The sequence below is a fragment of the Rhodococcus sp. NPDC003318 genome (genome assembly GCF_042879035.1).
In the GTDB taxonomy this organism is placed as follows: domain Bacteria; phylum Actinomycetota; class Actinomycetes; order Mycobacteriales; family Mycobacteriaceae; genus Rhodococcus_G.
Map to the genome: position 1 here is coordinate 132,888 of NZ_JBIAOU010000009.1, position 21,133 is coordinate 154,020.

At 69.3% G+C, this 21,133-nt stretch carries 20 protein-coding genes; 10 read left to right on the plus strand and 10 right to left on the minus strand.

Annotated features, from left to right (window positions below; genetic code table 11):
- Positions 1-94 precede the first annotated feature (94 nt).
- Both ACFYVR_RS16395 and ACFYVR_RS16400 read left to right on the plus strand, forming a co-directional pair.
- Entirely contained in the window at positions 95-2,365 is a 2,271-nt protein-coding gene (locus ACFYVR_RS16395) for an MMPL family transporter (RefSeq protein WP_387474891.1), read from the plus strand.
- A 138-nt stretch (positions 2,366-2,503) separates the two neighbouring features.
- Complete coding sequence (locus ACFYVR_RS16400) at positions 2,504-3,151, plus strand: TetR/AcrR family transcriptional regulator (protein ID WP_387474893.1); 648 nt, start codon at positions 2,504-2,506, stop codon at positions 3,149-3,151.
- Here the strand turns inward: ACFYVR_RS16400 and ACFYVR_RS16405 are convergent.
- From ACFYVR_RS16405 to ACFYVR_RS16425, 5 genes are all read right to left on the minus strand, one after another.
- A complete protein-coding gene (locus ACFYVR_RS16405) occupies positions 3,132-3,719 on the minus strand; it encodes a TetR/AcrR family transcriptional regulator (protein WP_387474895.1) in 588 nt (195 codons plus the stop codon). The two genes, ACFYVR_RS16400 and ACFYVR_RS16405, sit on opposite strands and share 20 nt — an antisense overlap.
- Before the next feature lie 8 nt (positions 3,720-3,727).
- On the minus strand, positions 3,728-4,660 hold the full coding sequence (locus tag ACFYVR_RS16410) for an NADP-dependent oxidoreductase (protein ID WP_387474897.1): 933 nt from the start codon (positions 4,658-4,660) through the stop codon (positions 3,728-3,730).
- 32 nt (positions 4,661-4,692) lie between these two features.
- Positions 4,693-5,100 carry a nuclear transport factor 2 family protein gene (locus ACFYVR_RS16415; protein WP_387474899.1) on the minus strand — a complete coding sequence of 136 codons (408 nt, stop codon included), beginning with the start codon at positions 5,098-5,100 and terminating at the stop codon, positions 4,693-4,695.
- 142 nt (positions 5,101-5,242) lie between these two features.
- Complete coding sequence (locus tag ACFYVR_RS16420) at positions 5,243-6,781, minus strand: aldehyde dehydrogenase family protein (protein WP_387474901.1); 1,539 nt, start codon at positions 6,779-6,781, stop codon at positions 5,243-5,245.
- A gap of 97 nt (positions 6,782-6,878) precedes the next feature.
- Complete coding sequence (locus ACFYVR_RS16425) at positions 6,879-7,466, minus strand: universal stress protein (RefSeq protein ID WP_387474903.1); 588 nt, start codon at positions 7,464-7,466, stop codon at positions 6,879-6,881.
- Between the two features lie 151 nt (positions 7,467-7,617).
- Between ACFYVR_RS16425 and ACFYVR_RS16430 the strand changes: the two genes are divergently transcribed.
- A complete protein-coding gene (locus ACFYVR_RS16430) occupies positions 7,618-8,313 on the plus strand; it encodes a winged helix-turn-helix transcriptional regulator (protein ID WP_387474905.1) in 696 nt (231 codons plus the stop codon).
- Positions 8,314-8,327: 14 nt separating this feature from the next.
- Here ACFYVR_RS16430 and ACFYVR_RS16435 read toward each other — a convergent pair whose 3' ends face one another.
- Positions 8,328-9,584 carry a PucR family transcriptional regulator gene (locus ACFYVR_RS16435; RefSeq protein ID WP_387474907.1) on the minus strand — a complete coding sequence of 419 codons (1,257 nt, stop codon included), beginning with the start codon at positions 9,582-9,584 and terminating at the stop codon, positions 8,328-8,330.
- 147 nt (positions 9,585-9,731) lie between these two features.
- Here ACFYVR_RS16435 and ACFYVR_RS16440 point away from each other — a divergent pair, with 147 nt between their 5' ends.
- Positions 9,732-10,907: an NADH:flavin oxidoreductase gene (locus ACFYVR_RS16440; protein WP_387474909.1), complete on the plus strand. Its 1,176-nt coding sequence runs from the start codon at positions 9,732-9,734 to the stop codon at positions 10,905-10,907.
- Between the two features lie 11 nt (positions 10,908-10,918).
- Here the strand turns inward: ACFYVR_RS16440 and ACFYVR_RS16445 are convergent, their stop codons facing one another.
- Positions 10,919-11,596 carry an SDR family oxidoreductase gene (locus ACFYVR_RS16445; protein ID WP_387474911.1) on the minus strand — a complete coding sequence of 226 codons (678 nt, stop codon included), beginning with the start codon at positions 11,594-11,596 and terminating at the stop codon, positions 10,919-10,921.
- 383 nt (positions 11,597-11,979) lie between these two features.
- Here ACFYVR_RS16445 and ACFYVR_RS16450 point away from each other — a divergent pair, with 383 nt between their 5' ends.
- From ACFYVR_RS16450 to ACFYVR_RS16465, 4 genes are all read left to right on the plus strand, one after another.
- Positions 11,980-12,270 carry a hypothetical protein gene (locus ACFYVR_RS16450; RefSeq protein WP_387474913.1) on the plus strand — a complete coding sequence of 97 codons (291 nt, stop codon included), beginning with the start codon at positions 11,980-11,982 and terminating at the stop codon, positions 12,268-12,270.
- 68 nt (positions 12,271-12,338) lie between these two features.
- Positions 12,339-13,676, plus strand: coding sequence for an amylo-alpha-1,6-glucosidase (locus ACFYVR_RS16455; RefSeq protein WP_387474915.1), 1,338 nt, complete (start codon positions 12,339-12,341; stop codon positions 13,674-13,676).
- Positions 13,677-13,784: 108 nt separating this feature from the next.
- A complete protein-coding gene (locus tag ACFYVR_RS16460) occupies positions 13,785-14,522 on the plus strand; it encodes a glycoside hydrolase family 25 protein (RefSeq protein ID WP_387474917.1) in 738 nt (245 codons plus the stop codon).
- A 98-nt stretch (positions 14,523-14,620) separates the two neighbouring features.
- A complete protein-coding gene (locus ACFYVR_RS16465) occupies positions 14,621-15,391 on the plus strand; it encodes a crotonase/enoyl-CoA hydratase family protein (RefSeq protein WP_387474919.1) in 771 nt (256 codons plus the stop codon).
- Here the strand turns inward: ACFYVR_RS16465 and ACFYVR_RS16470 are convergent.
- Genes ACFYVR_RS16470 through ACFYVR_RS16480 form a run of 3 tightly spaced genes read right to left on the minus strand, consistent with a single transcriptional unit; the run spans position 15,388 to position 18,803 of the window.
- Positions 15,388-16,158, minus strand: coding sequence for an amino acid ABC transporter ATP-binding protein (locus tag ACFYVR_RS16470; protein ID WP_387474921.1), 771 nt, complete (start codon positions 16,156-16,158; stop codon positions 15,388-15,390). The two genes, ACFYVR_RS16465 and ACFYVR_RS16470, sit on opposite strands and share 4 nt — an antisense overlap.
- A gap of 3 nt (positions 16,159-16,161) precedes the next feature.
- Positions 16,162-17,958: an ABC transporter substrate-binding protein/permease gene (locus ACFYVR_RS16475; protein ID WP_387474923.1), complete on the minus strand. Its 1,797-nt coding sequence runs from the start codon at positions 17,956-17,958 to the stop codon at positions 16,162-16,164.
- Positions 17,959-18,008: 50 nt separating this feature from the next.
- Positions 18,009-18,803 carry an LLM class F420-dependent oxidoreductase gene (locus ACFYVR_RS16480; protein WP_387474925.1) on the minus strand — a complete coding sequence of 265 codons (795 nt, stop codon included), beginning with the start codon at positions 18,801-18,803 and terminating at the stop codon, positions 18,009-18,011.
- A gap of 231 nt (positions 18,804-19,034) precedes the next feature.
- Between ACFYVR_RS16480 and ACFYVR_RS16485 the strand changes: the two genes are divergently transcribed.
- Positions 19,035-19,880 carry an NADPH-dependent oxidoreductase gene (locus ACFYVR_RS16485; RefSeq protein WP_387474927.1) on the plus strand — a complete coding sequence of 282 codons (846 nt, stop codon included), beginning with the start codon at positions 19,035-19,037 and terminating at the stop codon, positions 19,878-19,880.
- A 128-nt stretch (positions 19,881-20,008) separates the two neighbouring features.
- The gene (locus tag ACFYVR_RS16490; RefSeq protein WP_387474929.1) at positions 20,009-21,082 is read left to right on the plus strand and encodes an ABC transporter ATP-binding protein; all 1,074 of its coding nucleotides are present in this window, start codon (positions 20,009-20,011) and stop codon (positions 21,080-21,082) included.
- Positions 21,083-21,133: the final 51 nt, after the last annotated feature.

Genomic DNA, 21,133 nt, shown 5'->3' on the forward strand with positions numbered 1-21,133 from the left:
CTCGAGGTACGCACCGGGCCCGCGGGGGTCGAGGCCCGGATCGAACGGGGGGGCGACGGGCGGGGCTCGTCGACTCGATGCAGAAGGAGCGGTCATGCTGACGAAACTGGCCGAGCTGGCGATCCGGTGGCCGCGGCGGGTGCTCGCCGGTGCCGTCGTCTTCGCCGTCGCCGCAGCCGCATTCGGCCTACCGGTGATGTCGAAGCTGCTGGCAGGAGGGTACGACGTCCCGAACTCCGAATTCGCCAGGGCGGAAGAGGTACTCGCGGACGAGTTCGACGCCGGAGGCTTCGCACTGATCTTCACGGTGACGGACCCGGCCGGCGCGGACAGCGCGCAGGCCCGTCAGCGCGGCCAGGACATCGCGAGCGCACTGCAGGCGTCACCACACGCGCGCAGCACGCTCTCCTACTGGTCGGCGCCGCCTCGGATGGCCGAGTTCCTGGTGGCGTCGGATGGGCAGACGGGCCTGGTAGCCGCCCAGATCGCGGGCAACGACCGGGACGCGCCGAACCGGGCGTACGAACTCGCCGAGCCGTTCATCGGAACGCACGACGGCGTGACGGTCGCCGCCGGCGGGGAGGCGATCGCCCAGTACGAGCTCAACCACCAGTCCCGCATCGACCTCATCCGCCTCGAGATGATCGCCGCACCGTTCATCTTCATTGCCCTGGTGTGGATCTTCGGCAGTGTGGTCGCGGCGATGGTGCCGCTGATCGTGTCGGGATTCGCGATCGTGGCGACGATGGCGACGCTGCGTGTGCTGTTCCAGTTCACCGATGTCGCTGTCTTCGCGATCAACCTGTCCACGGCGTTGTGCCTGGCACTGGCCGTCGACTACGCCCTGTTCATCGTCAGCCGCTATCGAGAAGAGGTGGCGGCGGGGCAAACCCGGGAGAAGGCGCTCGTTCGCGCACTCGGGACCGCCGGCCGCACGGTCGTCTACTCGATGCTGACCGTCGCGGTGATCACCGCGACCATGCTGGTCTTCCCCATCTACTTCCTGCGTTCGCTCGCCTACGCCGGCCTGGCCGGTGTGACGTTCTCCCTCGTCGGTTCACTGCTGGTGGCGCCGGCGCTGCTGATGGTGCTCGGCGACCGGGTCGACGCCCTCGACGTCCGGAAACCGCTGCGACGCTGGTTCAATCGGCCCGACCCGCAACCGAAGCGGCCGGAGGAACAGTTCTGGTACCGGGTGGCGAGATTCGCGATGCGGCGCGCGGTGCCGGTCGTGGTGATCGTCGTCGGGGTCATCCTGGTGCTCGGTTCACCGCTGCTCGGCGCGCGACTGGGATACCCGGACGATCGGGTGCTCCCGGAGTCGACGTCGTCGCGGCAGGTCGGCGACCTCCTCCGGAGCCAGTTCTCGGCGGGACAGCTCGGTGTGGTGCACATCGTGCTCCCGGAGGGCTACGGATCACCGAAAGCGTTGACGGACTATGCGATCGAGCTGTCCAAGGTCGACAACGTCACCGGGGTGGCGGCTCCGAGTGGGATCTACGTCGAGGGATCCGTGGTCAGCCCGGTCACGGTGGACTCCCAGATGACCGCTGACGCGGCGTATCTGACGGTGACGACCGACCTGGATCCGCTCTCGACCGAGGGCGCGGCGCAGATCGGGGAACTGAAGGACGTCGTGGCTCCGGGCGAGGTGTTGTTCTCCGGGCTCGCGCAGCGAGGAATCGACAACACCGCGGGCATCGAGCAGCGGTTGCCCTGGGTGCTGGCGATGATCGCGGCCGCGACGATGGTCATCATCTTCATGATGACGGGGAGCATCCTGCTCCCCGTCAAGGCGCTCCTCATGAACCTGCTGTCGCTGATTGCCGGCTTCGGTGTGATGACGTGGATCTTCCAGGACGGTCACCTCGGCGGCTTCGGGACCGTGGCAACGGGCTACTACAACTACACGATTCCACCGCTGCTGCTGGTCCTGGCGTACGGGCTGTCGATGGACTACGAAGTGTTCGTGCTCTCGTGCATGCGGGAGGAATGGGTCAAGTCCGACAGGTCCAGCGCGGCCAACGAGCGGGCGGTGGCGCTCGGTCTCGCGCACACCGGGCGTCTGGTGACGGCCGCGGCCACCGTGATGGCCGTGGTGTTCCTCTCGATCGCGACGGCGGAGGTCTCGTTCATGCGCGGGCTCGGCATCGGTCTCGCGCTGACAGTCCTGTTGGACGCCTTCGTCGTTCGGCCACTGCTGGTTCCCGCGTTCATGCGCCTCTTCGGACGTCTGAACTGGTGGGCCCCGGAACCTCTCGCCCGATGGCACGACAAGCGCGGCTTCACCGAGGGCGAGTCCATCCCGGTCATGTCCGGGGCACGGGGCCTCGACCCGGACGGCGAACCGTTCGTGCGCACGTGAGATCGAGACGGTGGTCCTCCGGCCTGACGTCACGCCCGTACGGGTGTGGCGGCAGGCCGGTGGGCGTCTCCCGGCGTCCCGGTTCGGCGGGCTCGAAGGAACGCCGAGCGACATCCGGCGCGTGAGTAGACTCGGCCTGTGTCCCCCGTGAGAAGCCGTCGTGAGTTGTACTCCGAGGCGACGAGGAATGCGCTCGTCGACGAAGCGACCACGTTGTTCGCGGAGCGAGGGTACGCCGGTACGTCACTCGAGGAGATCGCCGCCTCCGCGCTGCTGACGCGCGGCGCCGTCTATCACCATTTCGCCGGTAAGCAGGCGCTTTTCGAAGCCGTCCTCGACAGGCTGGGAATCGGGGCGATCAAGCGGGTGGCCGAGGTCGCCGGCAGGCAGTCCACCCCCGAACAGGCCGCGATCGCCGGGTTCGACGCGTTCCTCGAGGAGTCGTGCGATCCGGTCTACGGCAAGCTGGTCTGGCAGGAAGGTCCGCTCGCGCTCGGCTGGGAGGGCTGGCGTCGCTGCGAACAGGATCATTCGTATGCCCTCGTCGAGGGCATCGTGCTCAGCCTGATGGACTCGGGCTACCTCGAACGCACGGCGGAGCGGACGACCGTGCGCATCTTCCACGAGATGCTGGGCGGCGCGGGGTTGGCGCTCACCGAGGCGGCGGCGGAGGACAAGCCGCAGGTCCGGCGGGAATGCACGGACCTGTTCCGGCGGGTTCTCCTCGGATTGCACCAGCAGACGGTCGCCGACGACTGCTCGTCGGTCAGCGCGACGCCGCGGTGACGAGGTCGGCGGCCAGCGCGGTGAGCGCGTTCGCCGACCCGCCCTGCGGATAGAGGCCGCCGACGACGAGCGAGCCCACGATCGCGATGTGCAGCTGGTCGGCCAGGCGAGCACCGTCCGCAACGCCCAGCCGACCGGTCAGCGCGTGCAGTCGGCGGCGGAGTTCTTCCTCGTGCTCGAGGCACCGTGCGCGAATGTGCTGGGACTCGGTGTCCTCGAACTCCGCGGCGGTGTTGACGAACGCGCACCCGCGGTAGTGACGCCGCGTTGCCAGGGCCTCGATCCAGGTCAGCTGCGCGTCCAGTTGCTCGCGGGGATCGGTGCACCGGGCGGCGACCTCGTCCCAGTGGGCCCAGAAGTCGTCGTCCCGCCGCTGCAGGACGGCGAGAACGAGGTCGTCCTTGCGGGGAAACCAGCGGTACAGGCTGGATTTCGCGACGCCGGCCTGGCGGACGACCTCGTCCACGCCGACGGCACGAACGCCGTTGACGTAGAACAGTTCGGCCGCGGTGTCGACCATCTTGTCGCGCAACGCGGCGCCCCGGACCTGTCTGGTCGACTCGTGCACTGTCGCTCCTACCGGCTCGTCAGGATCGCCGCTTTGCCGAAGCCGCGGCGATCGGTCACCCACTTCTGTGCTTCGGCGGCCCGGTCGAGTTCGAACTCGGCGCCGACGATCACGCGCACCCGTCCGGCCGCGACGTGGTCCGCGATCACCCGCAGGGCGTGCGGATCCGGCTCGACGAGGCACGAGACGGCCCGAATCCCGTTGCCCGAAGCCACGACATCGTACTTCGGGATCGACCACGCGGTTGCGAGGGCGATCGAGCCGCCGGCGGCGACGAGACCGAACAGGGAACGCCCGAACCGTCCACCGACGAGGTCGATCGCGGCGTCGACCGATCCGACCGCGGCGACCGCGTCGGCGTCGGCGTAGTCCACGCACGACTGCGCGCCGAGGTCGTGCAGCAGCGCGTGATCGCGCGGGCGTGCCAGGGCGACGACGGTGGCTCCGCGGGCGATCGCCAACTGGACGGCGAGATGCCCGACACCTCCCGACGCCCCGCTCACCAGGATGCGGTGATCGGCCTCGACGCGGGCGGCGTCGAGCATCTGCAGTGCGGTGAGCGCCGCCATCGGCAGGCACGCCGCCTCGGCGAAGTTGATCGACGCCGGCAACGGCGCCACCTGGTATGCGGGCACCGTCGTGAACTCCGCGTAGGTGGCGGCCGGATACGGGAACCACGCGAGACCGAAGACGCGGTCTCCGACGGCGTGCCGCGTCACGCCGTATCCCACCGCGTCGACGACGCCGGCGACGTCCCACCCGGGTGTGTAGGGCAGCTGCATCGACTGTTCGTACCCGGCGTTGCGCCCGGTGTGGATGTCGATGGGGTTCACGCTGGTTGCCCGGACCGCGATGCGCACCTCGCCCGCCGCCGGTTCCGGGCGCGGAACGGTCGAGATCGTCAGCGGGGAGCCCCACTGTTCGTGCCGCGCTGCGGTCATCGTGTCCGTGCTGTCACGGCGGGCGCCGACGATCACCGGGCGCGGACCAGGGCGGACGCCTCGACACCGCACTGGCGTGCGACACCGGCGACGTCGAAGTTGAAGCTCTCGTAGCTCACTCGGCCGTCCTGGAAACGGAAGAGCATGAACACCGGCACGGTGGCTCGCCGACCGTTCGGTGCGACGCCCGCCCAGGTGAACGCGGGGGTGAGGGAGATTTCTCCCCAGCAACACAGGACCCCGCGATCCATGCCGTGACCGTCCACGCGCACCTCGTAGTCGGGTGCGAATGCGAACCAGCCCTCGACTGCACTCCTGACGTCCGGTCCGACGTACCGAGTCCCCAGAGGGGGCGACTCGAGTACGGCGTCCGGGTGGTAGACGGCCATCGCGGCCACCACGTCCTGCCGGCTCTTCGCCCGCGCCAGTCGCTCGACCATCTCGAGACCTTCCGATGCCGACACCGTTGGATCAACCACCTGTGCTCTACCCTCCCCTATCGAGACAGATCTGTCTCTTTTCTAGCATCGCGGTGGCGCTCGTGCCGGCGGATCGGCCGAACGGGCGGAAGTCGTTGTCGGTTCACTCCGTGCGGAACCGTCGCTTTCCGCGCGCAGAGAAGGCGCGCATCGACTTCTGGACCAGGGCGACCCGCTCGCCGACGTACGGGAACCACGCCATCTCCTTGTTGGAGACCGGCAGCGCGGGGCTCGTCAGTGCCTGTTGCCTGCAGAACTTCCGTACGCCCTGGGCTCCACCCCACCTGCTTCCGGTCCCGGACTGGCCCCAGCCGCCGTGCGGAATGGTGAAGTTGAAGAGGTTGATGACGGAGTCGTTGATGTTGACGGTTCCTGCGAACAGTCGTCGGGCGACCGCGTGCCCGTGGGCCTTGTCCGTGGTCCAGACGGAGGCGGACAGGCCGTACCGGGAATCGTTCGCGAGCGTGATCGCTTCCTCTTCGTCCGCCACCTTCATCACCGGGATGATGGGGCCGAACGTCTCCTCCGTCATGCATTCCATCGTGTGATCGACGTCGGTGAGGACCGTCGGAAGGTAGAACGTGCCGGAACCGGTTCGCTTTCCGCCGGTCAGGACCGTGGCCCCGGCCGCCACCGCTTGATCGACGTGCCGGGTCACGATGTCGAGTTGGGCCTCGGTGGCGAGGGGTCCGATGTCGTGTTCGATGGTGCGACCGTCCGTCCCCGTGCGGAGTTCGTTGACGTGGTCGACGAGCTTTCTGACGAACCGGTCGTAGACGGGTGCCTCGACGTACACCCGCTCGATGGATACGCACAGCTGCCCGGTGTTGACCAGCGCTCCGTAGGCGATGCCGTGCACTGCCCGGTCGATGTCGGCGTCTCGCAGGACGACAGCGGGATCCTTGCCTCCGAGCTCGAGGCTGTACGGCGTCAGGGTGGCCGCGCAGGCGCTCGCGATCTTCTTGCCGGTGGCCGTGGACCCGGTGAACTGGACGTAATCGGCCTGATCGACGACCGCCGCGCCGGTGACGGCGTCGCCGGTGGCCACCGCGAACACCGATGGTGCGCCGATCTCGGCCCACCCCTTCGCCAGAAGGACTGCGGTCAGCGGGGTCACGTCGGACGGCTTGAGAACCACGCCGGCACCCGCGGCGAGCGCGGGGACCACATCGGCGGCGGGCATGCCGAGGGGAAAGTTCCACGGCGTGATGATGCCGACGACGGGATACGGACTGTATGCGACGGTGAGGCGTTTGACCCGCATCAGGGGTGTGTGTGGCCGGGGATGGTGTTCGGCGAGAAAGTCGCCGGCGTGACGTGACCAGTAGCCGAGCAGGTCGACGATGAACGCGACCTCCACCTCGGCGTCGACGCGTGGCTTGCCCGACTCCGATTGCACGGTGTCGGCGAGTTCGGCGGCGTGGTCGATGATCCAGTCCTGGAAGGCCAGCAACCATCGTTTCCGCCCCTTGTGGCCGAGTGCCGACCAGTCAGGCTGTGCGGCACGTACTTTCGTGGCCACCTCGGCGACCGCCGCGGCGGACAGATTCGGGACGGTTCCCACGGCGTGTCCGGTGCCGGGGTTGGTGACGGTCAGTGCGTCGTCCGACGTGGCGGGCACGGTGAGTTCGCTGGCGTTCATTCTCGGAACACTGGCACGGGCCCGTCCCGGTTTTCTCATTCACATCATCCAACGACGTGCGGTGCGTGCTGTGCGCACCGCCCAGTGCCGTGCACCGTCATGCCTCGAACGGTCGAGGAACAAGGGGAAGCATCGACGTGCGTCGCCTCAGCCTGGCGCCGTTCGGTTTTCGGGCGAGCAGGTGTTCGCTGCCGTTCGAGGCGATCAGATCGAGCCGGGCGGGACGGCGGCGGGCGAGCCGGTTCACCTGCCGACTCGGGCGATCCCGGCGCATGCCCACCATGACCGCCTCGGCCTGGTAGCGATCGGCCGCGCGGAGCAGTGAGCGCACCGGATCGCCGGGCTCGTCGAGCACGGCCACCAGGGGCAGCCCCGCCCGTCGCGCCGCGTCGCGCCCGCTCTGCATGGCCTCGTGCACGTCGGCGGACTGGGCGAGAAGGTGCGTTTCGCCCGTGAGGAACTCGGGTCCGAACAGGTGCCGGTCCGGCGTGGACGAGGCCGGCCGCCTGACCGCACAGACGAGCACGACCCCGCCGGCGACATTCGCGATCCGTGGTGCGGCCTCGATCATGCGAAGCGATGCCGCGGAACCGCTGCAGCCCAGAATGACTGGACCGCGATAGGACGTCCTGCCCTCGGGCTTGGAAAACCAGAGTTCAGGGGCGAAGACAGTGCCGCCGATCATCGATGCCTCCCTCGTGTCGGGGGATCTCCCCCTCTGGGGCTTGAGTGCGCTGGGAACTGAGTGCACAGAGGCTTACATACCTTTTTGAAGTTATCAAGACGTTTTCAGAAGTGATTGCTTTGCTTACTGCTGCACGGGGTAGGGTGTGGACATGGTCCGACGTAGCTACGACCAGTTCTGTGGTCTCTCGCGTGCCCTCGACGTGGTGGGCGAACGATGGACGCTGCTGGTCGTCCGCGAACTCATGTCCGGCCCGAAGCGGTACTCGGACCTCGCGGACGCACTACGAGGCATCGGGACCAGCCTGTTGGCGGCGCGTCTGAAACAGCTGGAGAGCGATGGCATCGTGGCGCGCCGCTATCTGCGACCGCCGGCTGCGTCGACGGTCTACGAACTGACCGAAGTCGGGCAGGAACTCGCGACCGCACTCGTTCCGTTGGCCCTCTGGGGAGCTCGTCACCAGACCTGTGACGGACGGGCGCCGTCGGAGAGATTCCAGGCGGAGTGGGCGCTGCAGTTCCTCGTCCGCATGCTCGACCCGGAGCGACTGGTCGACCTGGATGCGTCGTACGAGTTCCGGATCGACGGCAGCGTTGCGCGCCTGTCGATCGCCGACGGGGCCGCCCAGGTGCAGGGTGGTCAGACCGGTGAGGTCGCGGATGCGACGATCACCACCGACGCGTCGACGATGGCCGCGATAGCGGGAAGCCGCATCGGTGTCCTGGCCGCTCTCGAGGACGGTCTGGTCGAGGTCGACGGAGACGCGGATTCCCTGGCCCGGTTGCTGAAAGTCCTGGAGGCATACCTCGATCGCGACCACGGACCGGTCGCGGCCTCCTCGACGTAGGCGGCTCTCGCGTACTACTGCCCGACGCGCTCCGGACGGGAGACGCTGAAAACCCTCGCGCACCGCAGTGCGACCTCGAGTTCGACGCGTCGGGTCTCGATCGGGTGCCCGAGTGCGCTCTCGATCTGCTCGAGGCGGTATCGAATCGTGTTGCGGTGCACCCGCAATCGCCTCGACGCCCCTTCCACACTGCACCCGGTCGCGAGGTAGCCGTGCAGCGTGTCGAGCAACTTCGGCTCCGCCACGAGTCGTCCCAGTTCGCGACCGACGAAGTCGTTCATCGCGGGGGCGTCCCGACTGCACAGGTACTCGATCTCGACGTCGCGGAACTCCACCACCGCCCCCCGGATCGTCGACAGGCGCGCGACGGATTGTGCGGCGATGGCCTGCTGATGGGTGTGGCGGAACCCGGCGATGCCCGGCATCGGTGTCCCGACCGCGACGACCACACCCGAGCGGGCGAGTTCGCTGCGGGAAAGTCCGGAGCCCGTCGTGTTCTCGTCCGGAATGCCCGTGCTCCGGACCCATCCCCACACCGTGTCGCCCGAGTCCGCGACGATGAGCGACCGGGCGATGTTGTCGGCGCCGGCGAACCGCTTCGCCAGCGAGAGGATGTCGGGGTCGGCGCCGCCCGGGGCGGTGGTGTGGCCGGGGTCGCGCCACACGACGAATCCGCGGTGGAACTCGTTGAGCCGGTAGCCCATTCGTTGTTCGGCTCGTCCGATGTCGGTTTCGCTCCCGCACAGGACCGAGCGAACCGCGCGTTCCCGTGTCAGGCTCTGTCCGGGGTCGCCCACGCCGTCCGTCCGCCCGAAGGCCGCCGACAGGGTTTCCGCCGTGGACCCCGCCCAGTCGGCCGTGAAGGACGCCACATGGAGCAGCAGATGCTGCGGGACGTCGGTCAGCCGCAGGGCCAGCGCGTCGACGAGGCCGTGCACCGTGGCGTGCTGACCCGCTCGACAGATTCGAAGCAACACCGGCAGGCCCATGTTCCTCGCCACCAGCAGCTCGACGAAGTCGTACACGGGGTCCGGGAGGGTCTGCGGCGTCAGTCCGGTGACGAGGCCGGGCAGCATCGCCTGCGCCAGCGCGCGGGTGCAGGCGTCGAGGGCCCGGCGCAGATCCATCGTGTCCAGTTCGGGTACGCACTCGACTATGTACGCGCTGGCCGACGAGGCCAGCGCAGCCAACTGGTCGTCACTGCGCACGACGTCGTGGAGCAGCGTGTTGAGCCGCTCGGCTGTCTCGAGTTCGGAGTACCGCTCCGACATGTGTGCCCCCCGCACCGTTACGACCGCAGTCCCGCGAAGCATAGTCGCAGGCGCGGAAGGAGGTTTTCTCCCGCTGAGTGGCCGTTACGGTCCCACTGGTAACGGAATGGTCCTAGGCTCGGTCCACCCGAAACCGGAGGACGTGACGTGACCCATCCTGACGTGCTGGCACCGGCCAAGCTCGGCCCGATCACCCTGCGCAACCGCATCATCAAGTCGGCGACGTTCGAGGGCCGGACGCCGAACGCCCTGGTCACCGACGACCTCATCGAGTTCCATCGCCGGCCGTCCGCCGGAGGCGTCGGCATGACGACCGTCGCGTACTGCGCGGTCGCTCCCGAGGGGCGGACCGAGTACGGCCAGCTGTGGATGAGACCGGAGGTCGTTCCGGGCCTGCGCCGACTCACCGACGCCGTTCACGCCGAGGGCGCAGCCGCATCCGCGCAGATCGGGCACGCCGGGCCCGTCGCCAACGCCAAGTCGAACGGTCTGACCGCCCTGGCCCCGTCGGCCTCGTTCAACCCGATGAGCATGAAGGTCACCAGGGCGGCGACGATCGACGACATCGCGCGGATCACCGCGGCGCACGCCGACGCGGCCCGGATCGCGATCGAGGGGGGCTTCGACGCCGTCGAGATCCACTTCGGACACAACTACTTCGCCAGCTCGTTCCTGAGCCCGAAGCTCAACCACCGCAAGGATTCCTACGGCGGATCGCTGGAGAACCGGGCCAGGATGGTGCGCGAGACGGCGTTGGCCGTGCGCGAGGCCGTCGGCGACCGGATCGCGGTCCTGGCGAAGCTGAACATGGACGACGGCGTGCCCGGCGGATTCTGGATCGACGAGGCCATCGCGGTGGCGCGGTGGCTCGAGGCGGACGGCGGTCTCGACGCGCTCGAGCTGACGATGGGCAGCTCGCTGCTCAACCCGATGTACCTGTTCCGTGGGGACGCCCCGGTGCACGAGTTCGCCGAGGCCATGACGCAGCCCGTGGTCAAACTGGGCGTGAAGATGGTCGGCAGGCAGTTCATCCGTGCCTATCCCTACGAACCGCTGTTCATGCTCGAGCAGGCCCGCCAGATCCGTGCGGCGGTCACGATGCCGCTGGTGCTGCTCGGCGGCGTCACCGACAAGGCGGGCATGGACACCGCGATGGCGGAGGGCTTCGAGTTCGTCGCGATGGCCCGGGCCCTGCTTCGCGAGCCGGACCTGGTCAACCGGATCGCCGCCGACGAGCGCGCCCGGTCGCTGTGCATCCACTGCAACAAGTGCATGCCGACGATCTTCTCCGGCGCCCGCTGCGTCCTCGTCGACCGCGGATAGCGTCCGCCCGGTCAGCGTGCGATCGGGCGCAGGACGATCTCGGTGGGGTGAGCGTCCCGCGGTGTCTCGACCGCCTGCCGCACGGCGGCGGCGACGGTCTGCGGGGTGAGGAACCGGTCGGGGTCGTACTCGCCGCCCTCGGTGGCGACGATGGCGCGCTGCATGTCGGTCGCGATGCGGCCGGGATGGATCGAGGTGACGCGCAGCGCCGGCTCCTCCAGGCGCAGCGCGTCACCGAACGCGCGCAGGGCGAACTTGCTCGCCGCGTAGGCGCCCCAGCCGGCGTTGGCCCGCAGCCCGGCCCCCGAATTGATCAGCACCACATGTCCGTTGGCCGCACGCAGCGCCGGCAGCAGCACCCGGGTGAGTTCGGCGACCGCGATCACGTTGACCTCCAGCGCCCGGCGCCAGACGTCGACGGAGGTGTCCGCGACGGTGCCCAGATCGGCGACGCCGGCGTTGTGCACCAGTACGTCGAGCCGGTCGATGCCGGCCGCGGCCACGCCGACGGCACGGTGATCGGTGAGCTCGACCGGCCAGCCCCGGGCGCCGGGCAGTTCGGCGAGGATCGGGTCGAGCGCCGCGGCGTCGCGTGCCCCGAGGATCAGGTCGTGGCCGGGTGCGAGCTCGCGGGCGACGGCGGCGCCGAGACCGCGGCTCGCGCCGGTGATCAGTGCTGTGGGACGCATGGTCTCGACGCTAGGGCATGTTCTCGGCCGAGCAGAATCGAGCGACACGGCCCGGCTGCGGCGCGCGGTGCTGGTGTGCGGCGCCGCGATCCATAGACTGGGTGTGCGGTGAGGCGTGCAGCACCCGCCCGCGTCCCCGTCGACGCCGAGGAGTGCCGTGGACGAGCAGCAGATCGCCACCTGTGTGGCAGTCGGTGGGGGCATCGTTGCGGTGCGCCGAGCCTCCGACCAGGCGCGACGCGCTCCGCCGTCCCGCCGATGGGTACGGAAGGTACAACGTCAGCTACATTCTGGTTACGAGACTGGTGCCGTGCCGGCGCCACGGTCGGGGCAGCTTCTCGAGGAGCTTCACGTGCCGGGCGATCAGGAAGGAAGTCGCGAACATGGGATCTGCCAAGGAAGCGAAAGGGTCCGACGCGCAGTCGGGTGGAACGTCGGCGGAGAAACCGCTTGCCATCGGTGACGTCGTGGTGACCAGCGTCGATCCGGCCTCCGGGGAGGGGAAGCCCACGGAGCAGTCGGGCGTCATCGTCGACGACTTCGCCGGGAGCCTCGCCAAGGACGAGGCCGACTACGGCCGGGACTGGGCGCTCGCCAAGCGCTGGGCGATCAAGCTCGACGACGGTCGGCTGGTGTTCCGCAGCTCCGAGGACGTCGCCCGCCCCGCCGGCTGAGACCGCGACGGAGGAAGATCGCACACCCCGGCGGGCGAAGCGGCCCGCCGGGTCGCACACTTGTGGGCATGTCGGACCCCGGATTCATCCCCACTCAGCTCGCGGCGCGCGCCGCCTACCTGCTGCGGGGCAACGACCTGGGCACGATGACCAGCGCCGCGCCCCGCCTGTACCCGCACATGTGGAGCTGGGACGCCGCGTTCGTCGCGGTCGGACTGGCACCGCTGAGCGTCGAGCGCGCCGTCGTCGAACTCGACACCCTGCTGTCCGCGCAGTGGTCGAACGGGATGATCCCGCACATCGTGTTCGCGAATGGGGTCGACGGCTACTTTCCCGGGCCGGACCGGTGGGCCTGCGGCGCGCTGGCGTCCGCGGCGCCGTCCGGACCGCAGACCTCGGGTATCACCCAGCCTCCGGTGCACGCCATCGCCGTGCAGCGAATTCTCGACCACTCCCGCCGCCACGGCCGCACCACCCGCGCGGTCGCCGAGGAGTTCCTCGACCGACGCTGGCCGGACCTGATGCGCTGGCACCGCTGGATCGCACACGCACGGGATCCCAAGGAGTCGGGTCGCGTGACGCTCTACCACGGGTGGGAGTCCGGGATGGACAACTCGCCCCGCTGGGACGGCCCGTACGCCAACGTCGTTCCCGGCGCCGTACCCAGCTACCTGCGCGAGGACACCGCCGTCGTGCCCGACCCGACGCAGCGGCCGACCGACGCCGAGTACGACCGCTACCTGTGGCTGCTCGAGGAGATGAAGCAGGTCCGCTACGACGACACCAGCCTGGTGACCGCGATGAGTTTCGCGGTCGAGGACGTGTTCGTCAGCGCCATCTTCTCGCTGGCCTGCGACGTGCTCGCGACGATCGGAGAGGAGTACTCCGCCCCGCGTTCGGACGTCCGCGACCTGCACCTGTGGGCGGCGCGGTTCCGGGAGGGAGTGGCGGCGACCACCGACCCGCGGTCCGGCGCGGCCCGCGACTTCGATCTGCGGTCGGGTAGGTGGATCGGCACCGACACCCTCGCGATGTTCGCGCCGCTGCTGTGCGGTGGCCTGCCCCGCGACGTCGAGCGGACGCTGGTGCGGACGTTCGAGGGTCCCCGGTTCTGCGGCCACCCCGATCTGCGGTACGGCGTGCCGCCGTCGACCTCGCCGGTGTCGGGAGACTTCCGTCCCCGCGAGTACTGGCGCGGTCCCGTGTGGCCGGTGATGACGTGGTTGTTCTCCTGGGCGTTCGCCCGCCGCGGGTGGGCCGAGCGGGCCCGCCACCTGCGTGCCGAGGGCCTGCGTCAGGCGAGCGACGGCAGCTTCGCGGAGTACTACGAACCCTTCACCGGCCGACCCCTCGGCAGCATGCAGCAGTCGTGGACCGCGGCCGCCGTGCTGGACTGGCTGGGTTGACACCGCAGGTCGACACCGGTCCGGCGCAGGGTGACGGCGAACCGAACTGTCGGTAACGATCCCGGGGAACCGCTGCAGTGCGCTGCGGTGTCGGTTTAGTCTCGGGCAATGACGTCGCTACGCCGTGGTCGTATCCGAAATGTCACCCGCGTCCTGCCCCTCGTGGTGGCTGGGGCGCTGGCCCTGGCTCCGGGGCTCGCGGCGGCCGCTCCGGTGAAGGGTCCGGATGTCGCATCCTGGCAACATCCCGGCGGCGCCGGGATCGACTGGTTCGCGGTCCGCGCGGCCGGTTACCAGTTCGCGATGGTCAAGGCCACGGAGGGCCTGAACTACGTCAACCCGTATTTCGTGCAGGACGGCATCGGGATGCGCGCGGCCGGCGTCATCCGCGGCGCCTACCACTACGCCGACGTCCGGCAGTCGCCGGAGGCGCAGGCCGCGTTCTTCGCGTCCACCTCGTTCCCCGTGGCCAGCGGGGGTCTGCCGCCGGTCCTCGACCTCGAGCAGACGTACGGGTTGTCGCCCGCCGCGATGATCGACTGGACGCGGCGATACCTGAACTCGGTGCAGGCCATCACCGGCGTCCAGCCGATCATCTACACGTATCCGAACTTCTGGCGCACCGCGATGGGCAACACCACCGAGTTCTCCAACTACCCGCTGTGGATCGCCGACTACAACGGCGGCAGCGCGCCCGGCCCGCTGCCCGGCGGCTGGTCGCACTGGACGTTCTGGCAGTACACGGATTCCGGGCGGATCCCCGGCGTCACCGCGGCGATCGACCTGAACGTCTACGGCGGCGGCCTCGGCGACATCAACCGGTTCGCGAATCCGCTCGGGTCGTAGGGGGCGGCTCCGCCGCAGTGGTGCACTTTCGGACGCGTCGACATCCGAAACTGCACCACTGCGCGAAGCGCCCGATCTTTCTCGGCGAGGAGGCCACCGTGCCCGAATCCGTGCGATCCGATTCCGTGGACGGGATCACGACGATCACGATCGACCGCCCCGAACGCCGCAACGCCGTCGACGGGCCGACGGCACGCCACCTGCGGGCCGCGTTCGAGGCGTTCGAAGCGGATGACGCCCAGCGGGTCGCGGTGTTGTGGGGAGCCGGCGGCAACTTCTGCGCGGGCGCGGACCTCTCGGCGGTCGGTGATCCCGCACGGCGCAACGACCTCGAGCCGGACGGGGGCCGCGATGCGCCGATGGGACCGACACGAATGATGTTGCGCAAGCCGCTCATCGCCGCAGTCAGCGGCTACGCCGTGGCCGGTGGTCTCGAACTCGCCCTGCTCGCCGACCTGCGGGTCGCGGAGCAGTCCGCGACGTTCGGCGTCTTCTGCCGCCGGTGGGGCGTCCCGCTCATCGACGGCGGCACCGTCCGCCTGCCGCGCATCGTCGGACAGGGTCGCGCTCTGGACATGATCCTCACCGGCCGCGCCGTCGACGCCGCGGAGGCGCTGTCGATGGGGCTGGCCAACCGGGTGGTCCCGGATGGTCACGCCCTCGAGGCGGCGCAGCAGCTGGCCCGCGAGATCGCCGCCTTCCCCCAGGCGTGCCTGCTCACCGACCGCAACTCCGCCTACCGGGCGCTGGATCTTCCTCTGGCGGAGGCACTCCGGGCCGAAGGGGTCGACGGGGTCCCCGTCGTGTACGCGGAGGGCGTCGACGGTGCCGCCCGCTTCGCGGGCGGAGCCGGACGGCACGGAGCCTAGAGCACCTCGGACAGGAAGGCCTGCAGCCGGTCGGTCTGCGGGTCGTCGAACAGCGCCTCCGGCTCGCCGGTCTCGACGACCACGCCGCCATCCATGAACAGCACCGTGTCGGAAACGCTTCTCGCGAAGCCCATCTCGTGGGTGACGACGATCATCGACATGCCGCCGGATGCGAGGTCCGCCATCAGCGCGAGCACGCCCTTGACCAACTCGGGGTCCAGTGCCGACGTGGCCTCGTCGAAGAACATGATCTCCGGCTTCATCGCCAGTGCCCGCGCGATCGCCACCCGCTGCTGCTGCCCACCGGACAGGTTGCCCGGCCGCGAATCCGCCTTCGCCCGCAGTCCGACCTGGTCGAGATGGTCGAGCGCGAGTTCGCGGGCCGCGTCCTTGGACAGCCCGCGCAGTTTCCGGGGCCCGAGTGCGACGTTGTCGGCGACCGTCCGGTGCGGGAACAGGTTGAACTGCTGGAACACCATGCCGATCCGCTGCCGCAGCCGGTCGGGGTTGTCGCCGAGCACGGAACGCCCGTCGAGCAGGATGTCGCCGGCGTCGGGTTCGTACAGCCGGTTGAGCACCCGCAACAGCGTCGACTTGCCCGACCCCGACGGCCCGATCACCGACGTGGTGGTACCCGCGTCGACCTGGATGTCGACGCCCCGCAGAATCTTGTTGCGCCCGAACGCCAGGTGCAGTCCGGTGCCGGTGAGCGATCCGGACTTCGGTGACTCGGACTTCGGTGACTCGGGGTTGGGCGGCTCGGTCACGGGTCATCCCCTCTCCACGACGACGGCCTGCTCGAGTTCGTCGAGAGTGCCCGAGGTGTCGGCCTTCCCGGTGCGCAGCCGCTTGTCGATGTAGTTCACCAGGTGGGTCAGCGGAATCGTCAGCAGCAGGTAGAACAGGCCCGCCGCGACGAGCGGGGACAGGTTGCCCGTCTGCGCGTTCAGGTCGCGGCCGACGGCGAACAGCTCACGTTGCGTGGCGAGCAGCCCGAGGAAGTAGATCAGCGACGAGTCCTTGATGAGCGAGATGAACTGGTTCATCAGCGCGGGCAGGACCCGTCGCACGCCCTGGGGGATCACCACGAGCGTCATCGCCCGCCGGTAACCGAAGCCGATGGCCCGCGCGGCCTCCATCTGGCCGGGTTCGACGCTCTGGATGCCGGAGCGGAAGATCTCGCCGATGTACGCGGCAGCCAGCAGGGCCAGGGCGGCGGCACCGAGCCAGTACGGGTTGTTCCCGGTCAGGCCCTTGACGACCGGGCCGACGCCGAGTCCGACGAGGAGGATGATGACGACGGCGGGCAGACCGCGGAAGACATCGGTGTAGACGCGGGCCGGCCACCGCAGCCACCGGGTGCGGGAGATCCCCGCGATCGCCAGGAGCATTCCGAACACGGTGCCGATCACCCCGGAGGTGAGGGCGAGGATGACAGTGTTCGGCAGGCCGGTGGTGAACAGGTCCGGGATGGCCCGGCGATACAGCTCCCAGTCGAAGAACGTCTCCCCCAGCTGCGCCAGCGTCGACTTCGGCGCCGACTGCTCGGCGCCGCCACCCTGCCCCTGCTCGGCGGCCAGCGCCGCGAAGTCGGGCAGGTCCGGGGCGGGAGCGGCCTTGCTGCCCGGCTTCCAGCCCGGCGGCAGCTCGCGGGGCACCCACTCGGAGTACAGCCGCGCCCAGGTCCCGTCCGCGATCACCGCGTCCAGTCCGGAGTTCAACGCGTCGATCAGTGGCTGGTTGGCGCGGTTCACCGCCCACCCGACGAAGTTGTTGAGGCTGAACGTGTTCTGCACGATCGATGTGCCGTCACCGGGTTGGATGGCCCCCTCGGCCTGCTGCGACGGCGCCACCCAGGCGTCGATCTGCCCGGATTTGAGGTTCGCGTACGCGGTGTTGTAGTCGGGGAACTTGACCGGATCGAGCTTCAGGGTGTTGACGACGAAGTCGTCCTGCACCGTGCCCTGCACCACGCCGATCCGGACACTCGGATTCAGATCCGAGAAGCTCTGGACCGCACCGCCGTTCGGTGCGACCAGGGAGAAGTAACCGAAGTCGTAGCCGTTGGTGAACCCGACCGTCTTGCGTCGCTCGTCGGTTGTGGTGATCGACGACGAGCCCACGTCGAAGCGGCGGTTCGCCACCTGCGAGAGCAGCCCGGCGAACTCGGTGCCGGAGAACTCGATCCGCAGGCCGAGTTTCTCGGCGACCGCCTTGAGCAGTTCGTTGTCGAACCCGGTGAACGTGCCGGTCGAGTCGACACAGATGCTCGGTGGCGCGTCCGACAGGGTGCCGACGCTGATCGTGCCGGGCACGATCAGGCCCAGCGCGTTCGTGTCGATCCGGTCGAGCGGTGTGGTGGTCGCGGTGGTGTACCGGTCCGCCGCCGCGGCGGCCGCCGCACCCAGATTCGTCGGTACGGCGGCGGCGCTCCCGACGCCGGGTGGCGAGCACAGATCGGTCGATGCGCTGTCACTGCCACTGTTGCCGCAGGCGGTGGCGGTGCACGCCACCAACAGCGCGAGCACCGCGAGGACCAACACCGTGACCGATCGTGACCTGGTCATGTGGGGAGCCTAGCGGGAATGCCGACCCGGCAGGCGGATGCGACGCCGCGTCAGGCCAGCCCGGCCAGCGGCTGCGCGTAGTGGTCGTCGCGCCAGCGGACCGCCTCGGCGAGGGTCGTCAGGTCGTACTCGGGACCGCCGACGCCGACGGTGAACAGGGTCGCGCCGGTGTCGACGAACGACTGCGCGGCCTCCGCGCCGGGCCAGGCGACGGAGCGTTCGATGCGGTGCGGGTCGCGTCCGACGTCGGCGCAGTGCGCGGCGAGCACCTTCGACTTGTGGTTCAGCGCGTCGAGATCGGCGAAGCTGTGCCACACGTCGGCGTACTCCGCGACCAGGCGCAGCGTCTTGCGTTCCCCGCCGCCCCCGATGAGGATCGGAATGTGCCGTGTGGGAGCCGGATTCAGCTTCCCGAGCCGGGCCCGGATACGGGCCAGGTTCTCGCCGAGCAACTTCAGGCGACTGCCCGCGGTGCCGAAGTCGTACCCGTACTCGTCGTAGTCCTTCTCGAACCAGCCGCCGCCGATGCCGAGGATCAGTCGGCCGCCGCTGATGTGGTCGACGGTGCGGGCCATGTCCGCGAGCAGGTCGGGGTTGCGGTAGCCACCGCCGCTCACCAGGGCGCCGATCTCGACCCGCTCCGTCTGCTCGGCCCACGCGCCGAGCATCGTCCAGCACTCGAAGTGGGCGCCGTCCGGGTCTCCGTAGAGCGGATAGAAGTGGTCCCAGTTGAACACGATGTCCACGCCGAGATCCTCGGCGCGGAGCACGGCGTCCCGGATCAGGCCGTAGTCCGGTGCGTGCTGGGGCTGGAGCTGGACGCCGATGCGAACGGGGCGGGTCATTCTGCGGCACTCCTCGGGGTGAGAAACGGTTGCCCGTGTCACGTTAGACCCGGTACGACATCGCCGCCGATCGCTCGACCACTTCCGAGGACGAATCGGGTACCGGGAGTGGAGCTGCGCCTATTCGTCTCCGGGGGACTCCACGGATTTGTTTCCCGGTGAGCGCAAGGGTGGGGTTCGGGCGGGGCCGGCGATAGCGTTCGGGCACCACCACTCGCCCGGGGAGAACAGATGACAGCAGTAGACGAGTCGACCGCACCGGTGAACGCCGGCGATGCCGCCCTGCTCGTGCAGCGTTACGGTGCCGAGCCGGAGTCGGCTCCGGAACTGTCCGACGTGATCCGCCACCAGTTGGCGCACCGCTCGGTGCGGGCCTTCGGCCCCGAGCCTGTGTCCGACGCGGCACTCGACGCGATCGTGGCGGCCGCCCAGTCGGCGCCGACCTCGTCGAACCTGCAGACGTGGAGTCTCGTCGTGGTCCGCGATCCGGAGCTCAAGTCCCGGCTGGCCTCGCTGTCCGGGGACCAGGAGTTCATCCGGCAGGCACCGGTGTTCCTCGTCTGGCTCGTCGACTTCGCCCGGCTCGCGCAGCTGGCGGACCGTCACGACCACGCACTCGACGGCGCCGACTACACCGAGTCCGCGATCGTCGGGTTCGTCGACGTGTCCCTCGCCGCGCAGAACGCGTCCCTGGCCGCCGAATCGCTCGGTCTGGGAACGGTGTTCGTCGGCGGAGCGCGCAATCACCCCGAGGAGCTGGCCGCCGAGCTGCACCTGCCCGACCGGGTGGTCGCCGCGTTCGGGCTGGCCGTCGGGCATCCCGACGAGGCGGACACCGCACGCGTCAAGCCGCGCCTGCCGCAGCCCGCGGTCGTGCATCACGAGCGCTACCGGGAGGACACCCAGCTTCCCGCCGTCGACGACTACGAGAAGACCATCCGTGCCTTCTACGAGGACGAGGGCCTCGCACACAGCTGGATCGAGCGCGTCCTCGCCCGCATCGGCACCGTCCGCGGACTGAACGGGCGTGAGCGGAACCGGGAGGCGCTGCGCAACCGCGGGTTCGAGCTGCGCTGACCGCGGTGAGCGTCACCGTCGCCCGTTCCCCCGGTATTGGATGACGTGGCGCGCCGTCGGGCCTGCGATACTGTCGCGCGGACCACACCGCGTGTCCGGCGCAGCCGGTGAAGGGATCGACGACCACGATGGCGACAGTCACCTACGACTCGACGACCTGCCTGTTCCCCGGTTCCGACAAGCCTGCCGTAGACCGGTTGCGCCTCGACATCGAGGACGGTGAGTTCCTCGTCCTGGTCGGTCCGTCGGGCTGCGGCAAGTCGACGTCGCTGCGGATGCTCGCCGGCCTCGAGGAGGTGCACTCCGGACGGATCCTGATCGGCGACCGCGACGTCACCGGGGCCGAGCCGAAGGACCGGGACATCGCGATGGTGTTCCAGAACTACGCGCTGTACCCGCACATGTCGGTGGCCGAGAACATGGGTTTCGCCCTGAAGCTGGCGAAGACGCCGAAGGACGAGATCAAGCGCCGGGTGCTCGAGGCGGCGAAGATGCTCGACCTCGAGCCGTACCTGGAACGCAAGCCGAAGGCGCTGTCGGGTGGTCAGCGGCAGCGGGTGGCGATGGGACGGGCGATCGTGCGGCAGCCGCAGGTGTTCCTGATGGACGAGCCGTTGTCGAACCTGGACGCGAAGCTGCGGGTGCAGACGCGGACGCAGATCGCGCAGCTGCAGCGGCGCCTCGGCACCACCACCGTGTACGTCACCCACGACCAGGTCGAGGCGATGACGATGGGTGACCGGGTGGCGGTCCTCGCGGACGGGGTGCTGCAGCAGTGCGCGTCGCCGCGGGAGCTGTACTCGCGGCCGGCGAACGTCTTCGTCGCCGGGTTCATGGGGTCGCCGTCGATGAACCTGTTCACGCTGCCCGTCACCGACGGCGGCGTCCGGTTCGGGGCCGCCGTCGTCCCGGTGCCCCGCGACACCCTCGGCAAGGTCCACGAGTCCGAGGTCGTGGTCGGGGTCCGGCCCGAGCATCTCCAGCCGGCCGACACGGGTGTCGAGTTGGAGGTCGACGTCGTCGAGGAACTGGGGTCGGACGCGTACATCTATGGCCGCGCGGATGTCGCGGGGCTCGGGCAGGAGATCGTCGCGCGCGCCGACTGGCGGAACCCGCCGCACAAGGGTGACCGGGTGCGGTTGCACGTCGATCCGGCGGAGATCCACCTGTTCTCGGCGGCGGACGGCCGTCGGCTGGGGTGACCCCGACCGATCCGGTTGCGGGGGTAATGAGCGAAATCACGTCCCGGTCGT